This is a genomic window from Pseudonocardia kongjuensis, from assembly GCF_039526905.1.
Classification (GTDB): domain Bacteria; phylum Actinomycetota; class Actinomycetes; order Mycobacteriales; family Pseudonocardiaceae; genus Pseudonocardia; species Pseudonocardia kongjuensis.
Map to the genome: position 1 here is coordinate 155108 of NZ_BAAAJK010000003.1, position 14524 is coordinate 169631.

The window sequence follows — 14524 nt, forward strand, 5'->3', positions numbered from 1 at the left end:
GGCCGGGAGCCTGCGTCAGCCGGGCTCAGCCGGGCTCAGTCGTCGAGCGAGTAGATGCGGACCCACTCGATCTCGTAGGTCGCGGGCTGCATGTTCCCGCCGTAGAAGTTGTCCAGCTGGATCGTCAGGTGCCCGCTGGGCATGTCCTGGATGTTCTGCCTGCCGCCGCCGGCACCGCCGGAGAAGCTGAACCACTCCTCGCCGTCGATGAAGCCCTTGACGTGGTCCGGGGTCCACTCGAAGCCGATGTTGTGCCACTCGGTGAGCGGTTCCCCGCAGTCCTGCTCGCGGACGAACTCCTGCTGCACCGGGCCGGGCGCGTGCGGGTAGTGGATGAACGCCTCGACGCAGTCCTCGCCCGGCGCCATGTTCTCCAGGAAGTCGTACTCGCCGTCCTGCGGCCAGCGGTTCGACTCCGGCCAGATGATCAGCAGCGGGTGGTACTGGCGGCCGTTGTTCGGCCCGTTCTCCTCGGACCGGACCCGGGCCTCCCAGCGGCCGTACTGCTGGTTGAACCGCGACGCGATCCAGGCCGAGTCGCCGTTCGCGAGGCCGGTCTGGACGAGCTTCTCGCCGTCGACCGTGGAACGGCTGGCGCACCGGCCGCCGTTGCCGTCGTGCCCCGGCCAGCACTCGCCGGCGTGGTGCCAGCGCTCCGGGTCCGGCGGGCCGACGTAGTCGAACTCGTCGGACGCCGGGAGGGGGGTGCCCCAGCCGTGCCGCTCGGCCGCGGTGTCGGCGGGCTCGTCGGCCGGGTCCTGGGCGGGGTCGGCGGTGGGGTCGTCGGGGTCCTGCCCGGCCGCGGGCTCGTCGGCCGGGTCGGCAGCCGGATCGGCCGGGTCGGTCGGGTCGGCGGGCTCAGTGGCCGGGTCGGCCGGGTCGGCCGGGTCGGCCGGGTCGGCGGGCTCGGTGGCCGGGGCCGGATCGGCCGGGTCCGCCGGTTCGACGGCCGGGTCCGCAGCCGGATCAGCCGGATCAGCCGGGTCCGCGGGCTCGGTGGCCGGGGCCGCAGGCTCGGTGGCCGGGTCTGGGTCAACCGGATCCGCGGGCTCGGTGGCCGCAGCCGGATCAGCCGGGTCGGCAGGCTCGGTGGCCGGGGCCGCCGGATCAGCCGGATCAGCGGGCTCCGCGGGCTCGGTGGCCGGGTCCGCGGCCGGAGCGGCCGGGTCCGCCGGTTCAGTGGGCTCGGTGGCCGGGTCCGCAGCCGGAGCAGCCGGGTCGGCGGGCCCGGTGGCCGGGGCCGCGGCCGGATCGGTGACCGAGCCGGTAGCGGGCCCGGCGGGTTCGGCAGCCGGGTCCGCCGGTTCGGCGGCCGGGTCCGCAGCGGGTCCGGCCGGAGCGGCAGCGGGTTCCGCGGGACCGGTCGCACCGGTCCCCGGACCACCGGGTCCCGCGGGACCGGCCGGTGCCGGATCGGCCGGACCGGCGACCGGCTCGGCGGGCTCGGCGGCCCCCGAAGCCGGTTCGGCGGGACCCGGGGCCGGATCCGCAGCCGGATCGGGTCCCGCCGACTCGGCGCCCCACCGCCAGGAACCCCCACGCAGCGCCGACGCCGGGATCCCCGACTCCGCGCCGTCACCGGACCACTCCCCGGACACGGCGGGTGTCCGCTCCGGCTGGGCAGTCGCCCCGTCGGCGAGGGCCATCCCGCCCCCGGTGAAGGCGAGAACACTCGCCGTCACCACCGCCGTCGTGCCGATCACTGTGCGTCGTGCGAGTCCGCGCCTCATGGCTCCGATCCGTCCCCGTCCGTGTCCGGCTTGTCCGATATGGCGGACGCTATGTGCGGACCGCACCCACCGACCACGCGAGCCACCCGACGGTGCGGTGACCCCACCCGGACGGGCGTCCCCCGATCCGCGGCCGCGGCGGCCCATGGCGTCGGTGAGCGGTCGCCGGTGCGGGGCGGACGGGAACCCGGGGACCGGGGTGAACGGTTGTGAACGGCGGGAGGCACGTGGTGGAACCCGTCCGGGTGGACGCCGCTGCGCCGTGCGTGACCGGACCGCCGGGCCGGCTCAGCCGGCGGCGGGGTCCCGGCCGGGCAGCGTCTCCGGCGCCCGCCACCACACCAGCGCCGCGACCAGCGACAGCACGCCGGTCACCGCGAACGCCGGCCCGTACCCGGCCCCCTCGGCCAGGGCGCCCGCGATCAGCGGCCCGGTGATCGCGCCGAGATCGGCCGACATCTGGAACCCGGCGAGCACCGACCCACCGCGGGCGCGGTCGCCGATCACGTCGGCCACCGCCGCGTTCAGCGGCGGGTTCAGCATGCCGCTGCCCAGCCCGGCGACCAGTGACAGGGCCAGGAACAGCCACGGCGACGCGGTGTAGCCGAGCAGCGCGGTCGCCGCACCGGACACGGCGAGCCCGGCGATCAGCGGTGGTCGCCGCCCCAGCCGGTCGGCGATCCGGCCGCCGGGCAGCAGGGTCAGCGCGTTCCCGGCGGCGAACACGGCGAGCGCGACGCCACCGAAGGCGTCCTCGCGGCCCAGCGACTCGACCACCACCAGCGGCACCAGCGCGATCCGGACGCCGAACACCGTCCAGCCGTTCGCGAAGTTCCCCACCAGCGCGGCCCGGTAGGCCCGGTGCGGCAGCGCGTCCCGGAACCGCGCGCTCGGCGCCGGTTCCTCCGTGGCCGGTCCGTCCGGGCTGCGCAGCAGCCATCCGCCGACGGCGAGCACCAGCACCAGCAGCCCGGCGTAGACGAGGAACGGGGCGCGGACGTCGATCGCGGCGAGCGTGCCGCCGAGCAGCGGGCCGGCGATGTTGCCGAGCAGGAACCCGGTCGCCCAGAGGCTGGTGGCGCGCCCGCGCAGGTGCGCCGGGGCGAGCCGCACCAGCAGCGACACCGCCGAGATCGTGAACATGGTGGAGCCGATCCCGGCGACCAGCCGCAGCGCGATCAGCTGCCAGTAGGCCGTCGCGAACGCCAGCCCGCCGGTGGTCACGGCGACCACCGCGAGACCCCACACGAACACCGGCAGCTCGCCGAACCGGCCGACCACCGTCCCGGACAGCGGCGCGAACACCAGCCGGGAGAACGCGAACACGCTGATCACCGCGGACGCGGCGGTGATCCCGACGTCGAACGACCGGACGAACGCCGGCAGCACCGGCGCGACCAGCCCGAACCCGATGGCGATCGCGAACGAGGCCCCGACCAGCACGTGGATCTCGCGGGGCAGGGCGGCGCCGCGCGCCGGTACGCCGGGGACGCGGCCGTCCTGCTCGACCACGATCCCCCCTGTTCCCCGGTACCCGTACCGACGGTACGCCCGGGCCGGAACCCGGGCCGCAACCGGTACCCGGCCGTCCGGAATGGTGTCGGTGTGGAGCACGAGGAGACCGCCCGGGCGGCCCGGCTCGCCGGGCCGGAGGGGACCGCACTGCTGGACCGGCTGGCCGGGACCGACCGGTCCGGTGCGGCGGCGCTGCGGATCGGCACCGCGCTGCGCCGCGAGTACGACGCCGCGCTGGTCGCCGACGCGATGGCGCTCGCCGACCTGCGCGACCGGGCCGCCGCCAAGTTCGCCCGCGCCGGGTCGATGTGGTTCACCCGGGACGGGCTGGAGCAGGCGTCGTCGGAGGTGATCGCCCGGCACCGGGCCGCCCGCTACCGCGGCCGCGGCCGGCTGACCGACCTGTGCTGCGGGATCGGCGGGGACGCGATCGCGCTCGCCGACGGGCGCGAGGTGACCGGCGTCGACCTGGACCCGGTGCACCTGTGGATGGCCCGGCGCAACGTCGCGGTGCACGGCGGGACCCTGCACCCGGTGCGGTGCGACGTGCGCGACGCCGACCTGTCCGGGACGGACGGGGTGTTCGTCGACCCGGCCCGCCGCTCGACCGGCGGGCGGATGCGCACCGGCGACTCCGAGCCCCCGCTGGACTGGTGCGTCGGGCTCACCGAGCGGACCGACGCCGTCGGGATCAAGGCCGCGCCGGGCGTCGACCACGCCGCGGCGCCGCCCGGCTGGGAGCTGGAGTTCGTCGCGCTCGGCCGGGAGCTGAAGGAGGCCGCGCTGTGGTCGCCCGCGCTGGCCGGGGCGCGGACCAGGGCGACCGTCCTGGACGCCGACGGCACCGCGCACGCGCTGGCCGGCGAGCCCGATCCGGACGACGGCGACACCGGCGTCCCGGTCGTCGAACCGGGCCGCTGGCTGCTCGACCCGAACCCGGCCGTCACCCGGGCCGGGCTGGTGACGGCGCTGGCCGGGCGCACCGGGACGTCCCGGATCGACCGGCGGATCGCCTTCCTGACCGCCGACGACGAGCCGCCCGGCACGCCGTTCGCCCGGACCCTGCGGGTGATCGACTCCCGGCCGTGGGACCAGAAGCGGCTGCCCCGGCTGCTGCGCGAGCTCGACGTCGGCGCGGTGGACGTGCGGCGCCGCGGACTGGCCGGCGACGTCGACGCGCTCGCCCGGCGGCTGCGCGGGCGCGGATCGCGGCGGGCGACGGTCGTGATGACCCGGGTCGGCGACCGGCCGTGGGGCCTGGTCTGCGTGGACCCGTGAGTCAGCCGCGGCCGGGGAAGTAGATGAACTCCAGCGCGATGCCGTCCGGGTCGCGGAACTCCAGCGTCGCGTAGTCGGTCGGGTCGGTCCGGTCGACGACGCCCTCGTGCGGCACCGACAGGGTGTCCAGCCAGGCCGCCCAGCTGTCGAGCGTGTCCCGGGTGGCGACGCCGAACGCGAGATGGTCGAGCGCGCCGCGGTCCGGGCCGCCGTCGCCGCCGGTCGGCGCGTGCAGCTCGATCATGACCCCGGTCGCCGAGTCGAGCAGCAGGGCGGCCTTGTCCGGGTCCGGCACCGGATAGCGGGCGCCGCCGACGCCGTGGTGCGGGAAGGTCATCGGCAGCCGCTGCAACCCGAGCACCCGCTGGTACCAGGTCGCGCTCGACTCCACGTCGGACACGACCGCCGACACGTGGTGGAAGCCGGTGACGGCCGGTCGTTCGATGCCCGCACCCATCGGCACCTTCTCCTCGTCCGGCCGTCACGTACGGCCTGAAGTCAATCGGTCGGGCCGACCCCGTGTCCAGGTCCGCGCCGCTGCACATGATCGACCGTGCCCGTCGGCAGCGCCACGGCGCCCTCCCCACCGGGTGCCCAGCGGGCGCCGAGCGCGCGCAGCAGACCCAGTGCGGCGACGTTCGACGCGGTGGTCCGCGCGACGAGCGGTCCACCCGATCCGGGCCCGGCCGTGGCCGTCAGCAGCCGGACGGCGGCCGTCCCGGCGCCGCGGCCGCGCGCCCCGCGGGCGAGCCAGATCCCGAACTCGGTGCCGTCCGGGCCCGGCTCCAGGCGCACCGCACCGGCGGCGCGGCCGTCCACCCGCACCACCCAGGTGCGTTCCACCGGGTCCGGCCCGAGCGACCGGCGCCGGTGGAACGCGAGGAAGCCGGAGCGCAGCCGGTCGTCCCAGACCGCACCGGGCCAGGCGGGCATCACCTCGCCCGGGTCCGCACCGGCGACGGCCGCGTCGAGCAGCTCCGCGAGCCCGCGCTCGTCGAGCGGGTCGATCCGCACGTCCACGCCGACCATCATCGCCCGCCGGGCGAGCGGATTGCCGCCGCCCGTGCCACGGTCGGCGCTGTGACCGCGAGCGTCGAGGTGCCGGAGTCGATGCGGTGCAGCGTGCTGCGCACCGCCGGAGAGCTGGAGGTGCAGGAGCGACCGGTGCCCCGGCCGGGGCACCGGGAGGTGCTGGTCCGGATCGCCGCCGTCGGCACCTGCGGCTCCGACGTGCACTACTTCCGGCACGGCCGGATCGGCGGTTTCGTGGTGCGCGATCCGCTGGTGCTCGGGCACGAGCCGGCCGGCCGGATCGTCGCGGTCGGCACCGGGGTGGAAGCCGCGCGGATCGGGCAGCGGGTGTCGCTGGAGCCGGGCGTGCCGTGCCGGCGCTGCCGGTACTGCCACACCGGCGCCTACAACCTGTGCCCGGACATGACGTTCTTCGCGACCCCGCCGGTGGACGGCGCGTTCGCCGAGTACGTCGCTATCGCCGACGACTTCGCGCATCCGGTGCCCGATCACGTCTCCGACGACGCCGCCGCCCTGCTGGAGCCGCTGTCGGTGGCGCTGTGGGCGCACCGGCGCGCCGGGACCGGGCCCGGGTCGCGGGTGCTGGTCGCCGGAGCCGGCCCGATCGGGCTGCTCGTCGCCCGGGTCGCCGCGGTGCAGGGGGCGACCGAGGTGCTGGTCAGCGACCCGGACGCCGGACGGCGCGCGCTCGCCGGATCGTTCGCGGCGACCGCGGTGCTCGATCCGGCCACCGACGACGCGGCCGGGACCGGCGTCGACGTGTTCGTCGACTGCTCGGGGGTGGCCCCGGCGGTGCTCGGCGGGCTGGCCGCGGTCCGGCCGGGCGGGACGGCGGTGCTGGTCGGGATGGGCGCCGACGAGATGACGCTGCCGGTGTCCGCGCTGCAGTCCCGCGAGATCACCCTGACCGGCACGTTCCGCTACGCGAACACCTGGCCGGCCGCGGTCGCGCTGGCCCCGTCGATGGACCTGGACCGGCTGGTGACCGGGCACGTCGACCTGGACCACGTCGGCGACGCGCTGGACCCCGGTCCGGCGCAGGTCAAGGTGATGGTCCGGCCCTGACAGACGTGTGTGGCCCGGCACCACCCCCCGGTGATGCCGGACCGCACACGGTGCGACCGGGTCCCCCACCCGGTCGTGGATCATCGGACGGATCAGGGCTGCGCCCGGCGCAGCACCAGGTATCCGCCGACCACCGACAGCGCCGCGAGGATCAGCGGGTAGCCGGCGAGGAGCAGGATCGTGGGCGTCTCCACGAAGAACGCCCCGAACGAGCGCCACGCGTCCTGCCAGGTGATGTACATGACGACCGCGGCCACCACGGCGAGCATCCCGACGCAGACCGCCCACACCCCGGTCTGGCCCCAGCGCCGGAACACCGCACCGATCGCGAGGAAGAGGAACGAGATCGCCACCAGCGGCACCCAGTAGGCGAGCACCTGCAGGAGCAGGTTGGACTGCGCCATGAAGCCCATCTCGAAGAACTGGACCTGTAGCCCCCAGCCGCCGGTCCAGCGTTCGACGTGCAGCAGCAGGGTCAGGATCACCGCGCTGAACAGCGTCTCGGCGGCCACCAGCAGCGAGGTGCCGAGGTAGAAGTGCCGCCGGGTGATGCCCAGGCTGAGCGCGAACGGCATGACCTGGGTCATCAGCGCCAGGTAGGTGCTGGCCACGATGAAGTAGAACGACGACAGCGCGCCGGTGAAGCCGCTCGCCTCCTCCCCGACGTTGGCCCGGATCACCCACCAGATCGCCTGGTGGATCACGAAGACCGCGGCGAGGATCAGCCAGGCCCCGCCCACCCGGTCCCGGACGGCGACGGTGCTGAGCCGGGCTGCGGCGAGCACCCGGTCGGCGCCGGAGAACACCGGCTGCGACGTCGGCTCTGCGGTGGCGGCGGTCATGACAGGACCTCCCGGTCGAGGCGGACTCCGGAGTTCTGCTGGGTGGTCCGGACGACGAGCTGCTGCAGCGACACCGGCTCGAACGACAGGTTCGGCTCGGAGCTGGCCGGGCGGGCGCCGGACAGGGTGACCCGCAGGAACCCGCCGAGCTGCTCACGGTGCAGCTCCACGTGGTCGCGGGCGAACCGCTCGACCGTCTCGACCGGCCCGGTGACGACGATCGCGCGGCCGCGCAGCGCCTCGGCCTCCTCGTCGATCAGCACCCGGCCCTTGTCGATCAGCACCACGTGCTCGATCAGGTCGGACACCTCGTCGATCAGGTGCGTGGAGAGCACGACGGTGCGCGGGTGCTCGGCGAAGTCGGCGAGCAGGTGGTCGTAGAACATCTGCCGGGCGACCGCGTCGAGGCCCAGGTACGGCTCGTCGAAGAAGGTCAGCGGCGCCCGCGAGGCGAGTCCGATGATCACCCCGACCACCGAGTGCTGGCCGCGGGAGAGCTTCTTGCAGGCCCGGTTCAGCGGCAGGCCGAACTCCTCGACCAGCCGGTCGGCGAACGCCTGGTCCCAGTGCGGGTAGACGTGCGAGGCGGCGGTGAGCACGTGCTGGCCCTTGTAGTCGTCCGGGTACTTCAGCGACTCCCGGATGAAGCAGGTGCGGGCCAGCGCCCGTGCGTTCTCGTAGGGCTGCTCACCGAAGATCTCGGCGGTGCCCGACGTCGCGAAGTTCTGCGCGGTGAGGATCTGCATCGCGGTGGTCTTGCCGGCGCCGTTGCGGCCCAGCAGCCCGTGGATGCGGTTCTCCTGCAGGGTGAAGCTGACGTCGTCCAGCGCGGTCACGTCGCTGTAGCGCTTCGTGACGCCGTGCATCGCGGCGGCGATCACGCTCATCGGTCGTCCCCCCAGACGTCGATCATCTTCTTGAGCTGCTCCGCGTCGATCCCGATCTTGCGGGCCTCGATCACCAGCGGAGCGATGTACTGCCGGGCGAAGTCCTCCCGGCGGCTCTCCAGCAGCCGGGTCCGCGCCCCCTCGGCGACGAACATCCCGATCCCCCGTCTCTTGTAGAGGACACCCTCGCTGACGAGCTGGTTGAGCCCCTTGGCAGCGGTCGCCGGATTGATCCGGTGGAACGCTGCCAGCTCGTTGCTGGACGGGACCTGGGTCTCCTCCGGGTAGGTCCCGTCCACCACCGCGGAGGCGATCTCCTCCGCGATCTGCACGAACAGCGGGCGACCGTCGTCGTTCACGGCGACCTCCCGGTGTTGTAGTGCGGTGGTTCATTAGTCATGTAATGAACCATAGAGCCGATGAACCCGGCCGTCCAGTCCGGCTTCTATTTCTGTTCTGACTTATATAAGCTGCAACTGCATGTGTTCGACGCCGGCTGCGCGGCTCCTCGCCGCAGCGGCTCGACGTACTCGGCACCGGACCGGCCCGCGACCGCAGGAGGGGACCCGGATGAACGACCTGCTCGACGCCCACGAGATCCACCGGCGAGCGCGCGACGGCGGTCCCGGCGAGGCCGTGGCCCGCCCGCCGGAGCAGCTCTGCGTCCTGCCGGGCGACCGGTGAGCGCCGCGCCCGGCCCGGCCGGGGAGGTCCGCCGCGGGCCCGACGGCCGGGACCGGCTGGTGTTCCGGCGCACCTTCCCGGACCCGGTCGCCGAGGTGTGGTCGGCGATCACCGATCCGGTGCGGTGCGCCCGCTGGTTCGGCACCTGGACCGGCGACGCCCGGCTCGGCGGCACCGTCGCACTGAGCCTGACCAGCGACGAGGACGGCGGCGGGCCGCCCGCCGAGACGCTGGTCACCGAGTGCGATCCCCCGCACCGGCTGGCGGTGCGGGTCGCCGAGGACGACGGGCCCGGGTGGGAGCTGTCGGTGTCGCTGGAACCCGGCGCCGGCAGCGGCAGTGATGCCGGCACCGTGCTGCACTTCGAGCAGGTGCTGCCCGACTCGTTCAGCCCGGCCGACGCCGGGCCGGGCTGGCACTGGTACCTGGACCGGCTGGCCGCCGTGCTGGCCGGCGGGCCGATGCCGGACTGGGCGGCGACCCTGGCCGCGACGGCGCAGCACTACCCGCGCTGAGCCGTCGGGACGGCCCCGCGGAACCGCAACCCGGTCGCCGGGACCCGCCGGAATCCTGAACACTGGCGGCACCCGGGGGCGGCGACACCGTCCCGCGCCACCGGAGCGCCCACGGGGTGGAACGACGGGGGCCCGATGAGCGACACCGAACCGGCCTGGCGGAGTGCCGTCGAGCTGACCGCCGACCTGGCCGCGGGCCGGGTCTCGGCCGTCGAGCTGACCGACGCGGCGATCGCCCGGATCGAGCGGCACGACCGGACGCTCAACGCGGTGTGCGTGCCGGACCTCGACCGGGCGCGCGACGCCGCCCGCGCCGCCGACGCCGCACTCGCCCGCGGCGAACGGCGGCCGCTGCTCGGCGTGCCGATGACCGTGAAGGAGTCGTTCCACATGGCCGGGCTGCCCTCCACCTGGGGCATCCCGGGCCACGAGAAGGCCGTCCCGGACACCGACGCACTGGCGGTGCAACGGGTACGGGCCGCCGGCGCCGTCGTCCTGGGCGCCACGAACGTGCCGCTGCACCTGGGCGACCTGCAGAGCTTCAACGACGTCTACGGCACCACCGGCAACCCGTGGGACCCGGACCGCACGCCGGGCGGATCGTCGGGCGGGTCGGCCGCCGCGCTGGCCGCGGGCTACGGGGCGCTGTCGCTCGGCTCGGACATCGGCGGATCGCTGCGCAACCCGGCGCACAGCTGCGGCGTGTACGCGCACAAGCCGTCGCTCGGCCTGCTGCCGCTGCGCGGGCACACGCCGCCGGGGCTGCCGGTGCTGCCCGCCGAGCACGATCTCGCGGTGATCGGGCCGATGGCGCGCACCGCCGCGGACCTCGCCCTGCTGCTCGACGTGCTCGCCGGGCCGGACGAGCTCACGCACGGCATCGCCTACCGGCTCACCCTCCCGCCGGCCCGGCACACCGAACTCCGCCACCACCGCGTCCTGGTCCTCGACGGGCATCCGCTGCTGCCCTGCTCGGCGGACGTGCGGGCCGCGATCGACGCGTTCGCCGAGGCGCTGTCCGGGGCCGGGGCCACGGTGCTGCGCGACAGCCCGCTGCTGCCCGACCAGGCCGCGGCGGCCCGGGTGTACATGCGGCTGCTGGAGTCCGGCCTCGCCGCGGGGTACCCGCCGGACGCCTACGAGCGGGCCCGCGCCAGGGCCGCCGAGCTCGCCGACGACGACCGCGGCCTGGCCGCCGAGCGCGTCCGCGGCGCCGTGCTCGGCCACCGCGACCGGGTCGCGGCCGAGCAGCACCGGGCCGGCGTCCAGCAGGGCTGGCGGGAGCTGTTCGCCGAGGTCGACGTCGTGATCGCGCCGGTCGCGCCGACCACCGCGCACCCGCACGACCACAGTTCCCCGGCCGGGCGGCTGATCACCGTCGACGGCGCCGGGTACCCCTACTTCGACCAGCTCGCGCTGGCCGGCGTCGCCACCCTGCCGGGCCTGCCGGCGACCGCGCTGCCCGTCGGCCCGGCCGCCGACGGGCTGCCGGTCGGGGTGCAGGCGATCGGCCCGATGTACGGCGACCGCACCACCCTCGCCTTCGCCGAGCTCGTCGAACGGGAGTTCGGCGGGTTCCGCCGGCCGCCACTGGACTGCTGAGTTCACACCCCGTGACCCCGGTTCGCACCCGTCGCGACCGGTGCGAACCGGGGCGACGGGGTGCGATCAGCCCGTGCTGACGGCGCCGCGCGGCGCCGGCCGCATCGCCACGGCGAGCAGCAGGCAGCCGGCCGCCAGCAGCACCCCGTGCGCGATCCGCAGCGCCGGCGGCCCGAAGAACTGCGGCAGGTACCCCACCAGCGCGACGGCGAGCAGCACTCCCCCCGGTCCCCCCGGTCCCCCCGGTCCGCCGCGGCGCACCGCCACCGCCACCGCGATCCCGGCGACGGCCACCGCCAGCAGCCCGGCCAGGAACGTCGCGGCCGCGTACGGGCCCAGCCGGATGCCCTCGGCGAGCGCCGCGGCCTGCGCCTCGCCGACACCGGAGCCCGGCAGGCCGATCCGCTCCAGCGCGTAGGCCTCCGCGCCGTAGTACGGCAGCACGAGTGCCGCACCCGCCCCGGCCGCCAGCAGCGCCACCCAGCCGGCCCGCTCCCCCGGCGTGCCGCGCAGCCGGGCCCACACCGCGGCGAGCCCCGGCACCAGCAGCGCGAACCCGACCACCCCCAGCAGGTGCGACGGCACCCACAGCGGCTGCGCCCACACCTGCGGTCCGTCGGTCCACGGTCGCAGCGCCGGATACGCGGCGAACGCCACCCCCGCGCCGCCGAGCGCCGCGAGCCCCCATCCCGTCCGGTCCATCCCGATCCCCCTCGTCGTAGTGACGAGAGCAACGCTCTCACCACGGAGCAGAAGTCGCAAGAGCATTGCTCTTCTTTCGGACCGTTGCTTCACGACAGGGGCGGTGGTCTACGGTGCGGGGGTGAACGCCTCCCGCACCGCCCGCGAGCGCGCCCGGGCCGAGCTGGTCGCCGAGATCACCGCGGCCGCCCGCCGCCAGCTGGCCGACACCGGCGCCGCCGCCCTGTCGATGCGGGCGGTGTCCCGCGAGCTCGGCATGGTCTCCTCGGCGCTGCACCGCTACTTCCCGACCCGCGACGACCTGCTCACCGCCCTGATCGTGCAGAGCTACGACGCGCTGGCCGACGCCGTGGAGGCCGCGGTCGACGGCGTGCCGGATCCGGTCGACCGCTGGCGCACGCTGGCCCGTGCGGTGCGCAGCTGGGCGCTCGCCAACCCGCACGAGTACGCGCTGATCTACGGCTCCCCGGTGCCCGGCTACCGGGCCCCGGCCGACACCGTCCCGGCCGCGGCCCGCGGCATCGCACCGCTGGGCAGGCTGCTCGCCGACGCGCACGCCGCCGGCCTGCTCACCGTCGACCCGACGCCGGTGCCGCCCGGCCCGGCCGACGACGCCGCGCGGCTGCGCGCCGCACTGCACACCCCGGACCTGCCGGACGGGACCCTGCTCGCCGTGATCACCGCCTGGACCGGACTGTTCGGGCACCTGTCGTTCGAGCTGTTCGGCCAGTTCGAGAAGGTGCTGGAACACCGCGACACCGCGTTCGACGCGGCCGTCGAACGGCTGGGCCGGATCGTCGGACTGCACGTCTGACGGTCCGGCCCGGCTCAGCCGCCGGACCGGAACCGGTCGGGCAGCCGGTCCCGCAGCCGGTCCCAGCGCTCCCACCAGGCCGCGAACCCGCCCTGCTCGGCCCGCACCACCAGGGCCAGTGCGGCCACCGCCACCAGGACGGCCAGCAGCAGGTCCCCGAACGGCCCGAGCCCGCCGCGGCCGGTGCCCATCGACGCCGCCGCGGTGCCGACCGGCGGCAGCCAGGACCGGGTCCCGGTGACGACCAGGAAGGTCAGCGCCGCGATCAGCGCGGCGCCCTCGCTGCGGAACAGCGGCCGGGCGAACACCGAGCCGACCGCCGCACCGGTGATCCCGCAGGCCAGGTGGGCGAGCATCCCGTCGAGCAGGCCGCCGGTGGTGGCCGTGCCCCAGGCCGCGACCACCCCCCACACGACGGCGACCAGGCCGAGCGCCGCGATCCCGGCGGTCGCGGCGAGCAGCACGCCCGCCGCCACCGGGAGCGGCCCGCCCGCGGCGGACAGGGTGACCGTCCGCGCGACGTCGTCCTCGGACTCGGCGAGCGCGTGCGCGAACCAGGCCCCCACCGGGTAGAGCAGCAGCGCGCTCGCCGCCCACGGCTCGGGCAGCGGGCCGGCGTCACCGGAGAACAGGAACGCGACCACGCCGACGTAGAGCACCGCCGGGGCGATGAACCGCTCCGAACGGGCCAGGTCCTCGCCGAGCAGCATCGCCACCGCGACGGCCGACCGGGCCCGCCTCACCACTGCGGCTCCACCGGTCCGCGGGGGCGGCGCGGCGGCTCCGGTGCCGCGGGCTCCCGGGGCGGGCGGGACGAGCGGGGCGGGCGGGGCGGGCCGTCCGGCACCGCCGGGCGGGACGCGCCGTCCGGCACCGGCGGGCGGGGCGGGCCGTCCGGCACCGGCGGGCGGCGGGACGGGCCGTCAGCCGGCGGGTTGTCCTCGCGGGGCGGACGGGCCGGGCCGTCCGCCGTCGACGGGTCGACCGGCCCGGCCGACGCCGGGTTCTCCCGGCGGACCGGCCGGACCGACCGCACCGCACAGCCCGCGGCCAGCGCGGCCATCAGCCAGGCGTCGCTCTCCGGGGCGGGCACCCGCACGGTCAGCCGCCCCGGCGCCGCCGCCTCCACCCGGGCGGGCGGCAGGCTCTCCAGCACCGGCCGGGGGTCCCCGGCGCAGGCCAGGTCGAGCCGCATCACCGAACCGGGCGGCGGCGCCGTCCGCAGCGGCACCGAGTCCGGGTCGGAGGCGGCCGCCAGCCGGCCGTGCCGCAGCCGGTGCAGGCGGGCGCCGGCGAACCCGGCGGCGGTGCCGGTGCGGTCGGTGAGCAGCAGGCCGCCGGACCGCTCGGCCAGCAGCCGGGTCAGCACGTCGGCGGCGTCGTCGTCCAGCCCGGACCACGGCTCGTCGAGCACCAGGACGTCCGGGTCGCAGGCCAGCGCCTGCACCAGGCCGATCTTCTGGGCGTCGGACCGGGACAGCTCGGCCATCGGCTCGTCGTCGGCGCCGGCGTAGCCGAGCTCCTCGAGCAGCTCGTCGGCGCGGTCACCGGCGTCGTCCGGGTCGATCCCGCGGATCCGGGCCATGTGGTCGAGCCAGCGCCGGGGCGGCAGCTTCATCCGGGCCGGGAACCGGTCGGGCAGGAACCCGACGACGTCGGGCCGGTCCTCGATCTCGCCCGCGGTCGGGACGATCGCGCCCGCGGCGACCCGCAGCAGGGTGGTCTTGCCGGCGCCGTCCGGCCCGCGCAGCACCGTCGGCGCGGCCGGATCCACGACCAGGTCGACGCCGCGCAGCGCGACGATGCCGGACGCGTGGGTGTGGTGGATGCCGACGAGGCGCACGACCACCTCCACCTG

General features: G+C 76.0%; 15 protein-coding genes. 5 read left to right on the forward strand and 10 right to left on the reverse strand.

Going from position 1 to position 14524, the window contains the following annotated elements; translation table 11 throughout:
* Positions 1–35 precede the first annotated feature (35 nt).
* Positions 36–1730 (reverse strand): glycoside hydrolase family 16 protein, encoded by a 1695-nt coding sequence (locus ABD160_RS03795; RefSeq protein WP_344018223.1) that lies wholly within the window; start codon positions 1728–1730, stop codon positions 36–38.
* A gap of 288 nt (positions 1731–2018) precedes the next feature.
* On the reverse strand, positions 2019–3242 hold the full coding sequence (locus ABD160_RS03800) for an MFS transporter (protein WP_344018226.1): 1224 nt from the start codon (positions 3240–3242) through the stop codon (positions 2019–2021).
* 93 nt (positions 3243–3335) lie between these two features.
* On the opposite strand from ABD160_RS03800, the gene ABD160_RS03805 reads away from it, so the two are divergent.
* Positions 3336–4523, forward strand: coding sequence for a class I SAM-dependent methyltransferase (locus ABD160_RS03805; RefSeq protein ID WP_344018229.1), 1188 nt, complete (start codon positions 3336–3338; stop codon positions 4521–4523).
* Position 4524: 1 nt separating this feature from the next.
* Here ABD160_RS03805 and ABD160_RS03810 read toward each other — a convergent pair whose 3' ends face one another.
* Complete coding sequence (locus tag ABD160_RS03810) at positions 4525–4980, reverse strand: VOC family protein (protein ID WP_344018231.1); 456 nt, start codon at positions 4978–4980, stop codon at positions 4525–4527.
* A 41-nt stretch (positions 4981–5021) separates the two neighbouring features.
* Positions 5022–5543 (reverse strand): GNAT family N-acetyltransferase, encoded by a 522-nt coding sequence (locus tag ABD160_RS03815; protein ID WP_344018233.1) that lies wholly within the window; start codon positions 5541–5543, stop codon positions 5022–5024.
* A gap of 60 nt (positions 5544–5603) precedes the next feature.
* Between ABD160_RS03815 and ABD160_RS03820 the strand changes: the two genes are divergently transcribed.
* Positions 5604–6620, forward strand: a complete 1017-nt coding sequence (locus tag ABD160_RS03820) for an NAD(P)-dependent alcohol dehydrogenase (protein ID WP_344018236.1) — start codon at positions 5604–5606, stop codon at positions 6618–6620.
* Between the two features lie 92 nt (positions 6621–6712).
* Here the strand turns inward: ABD160_RS03820 and ABD160_RS03825 are convergent, their stop codons facing one another.
* Genes ABD160_RS03825 through ABD160_RS03835 form a run of 3 tightly spaced genes read right to left on the reverse strand, consistent with a single transcriptional unit; the run spans position 6713 to position 8708 of the window.
* The gene (locus tag ABD160_RS03825) at positions 6713–7462 is read right to left on the reverse strand and encodes a hypothetical protein (RefSeq protein WP_344018238.1); all 750 of its coding nucleotides are present in this window, start codon (positions 7460–7462) and stop codon (positions 6713–6715) included.
* Positions 7459–8349, reverse strand: a complete 891-nt coding sequence (locus ABD160_RS03830) for an ABC transporter ATP-binding protein (protein WP_344018240.1) — start codon at positions 8347–8349, stop codon at positions 7459–7461. The genes ABD160_RS03825 and ABD160_RS03830 overlap by 4 nt, the downstream gene beginning before the upstream one ends.
* Positions 8346–8708: a GntR family transcriptional regulator gene (locus tag ABD160_RS03835; RefSeq protein ID WP_344018243.1), complete on the reverse strand. Its 363-nt coding sequence runs from the start codon at positions 8706–8708 to the stop codon at positions 8346–8348. The genes ABD160_RS03830 and ABD160_RS03835 overlap by 4 nt, the downstream gene beginning before the upstream one ends.
* Before the next feature lie 321 nt (positions 8709–9029).
* Between ABD160_RS03835 and ABD160_RS03840 the strand changes: the two genes are divergently transcribed.
* Entirely contained in the window at positions 9030–9548 is a 519-nt protein-coding gene (locus tag ABD160_RS03840) for an SRPBCC family protein (RefSeq protein ID WP_344018245.1), read from the forward strand.
* Positions 9549–9683: 135 nt separating this feature from the next.
* Positions 9684–11150 carry an amidase gene (locus ABD160_RS03845; protein WP_344018247.1) on the forward strand — a complete coding sequence of 489 codons (1467 nt, stop codon included), beginning with the start codon at positions 9684–9686 and terminating at the stop codon, positions 11148–11150.
* A 66-nt stretch (positions 11151–11216) separates the two neighbouring features.
* On the opposite strand, the gene ABD160_RS03850 is transcribed toward ABD160_RS03845, so the two are convergent.
* Complete coding sequence (locus ABD160_RS03850; protein WP_344018249.1) at positions 11217–11852, reverse strand: hypothetical protein; 636 nt, start codon at positions 11850–11852, stop codon at positions 11217–11219.
* Between the two features lie 121 nt (positions 11853–11973).
* On the opposite strand from ABD160_RS03850, the gene ABD160_RS03855 reads away from it, so the two are divergent.
* Positions 11974–12666: a TetR/AcrR family transcriptional regulator gene (locus tag ABD160_RS03855; protein ID WP_344018251.1), complete on the forward strand. Its 693-nt coding sequence runs from the start codon at positions 11974–11976 to the stop codon at positions 12664–12666.
* A 14-nt stretch (positions 12667–12680) separates the two neighbouring features.
* Here the strand turns inward: ABD160_RS03855 and ABD160_RS03860 are convergent, their stop codons facing one another.
* Positions 12681–13409: a hypothetical protein gene (locus ABD160_RS03860; RefSeq protein WP_344018253.1), complete on the reverse strand. Its 729-nt coding sequence runs from the start codon at positions 13407–13409 to the stop codon at positions 12681–12683.
* The gene (locus ABD160_RS03865; RefSeq protein WP_344018255.1) at positions 13406–14521 is read right to left on the reverse strand and encodes an ATP-binding cassette domain-containing protein; all 1116 of its coding nucleotides are present in this window, start codon (positions 14519–14521) and stop codon (positions 13406–13408) included. Before ABD160_RS03865 ends, ABD160_RS03860 begins: the two co-directional genes overlap by 4 nt.
* Positions 14522–14524 lie beyond the last annotated feature (3 nt).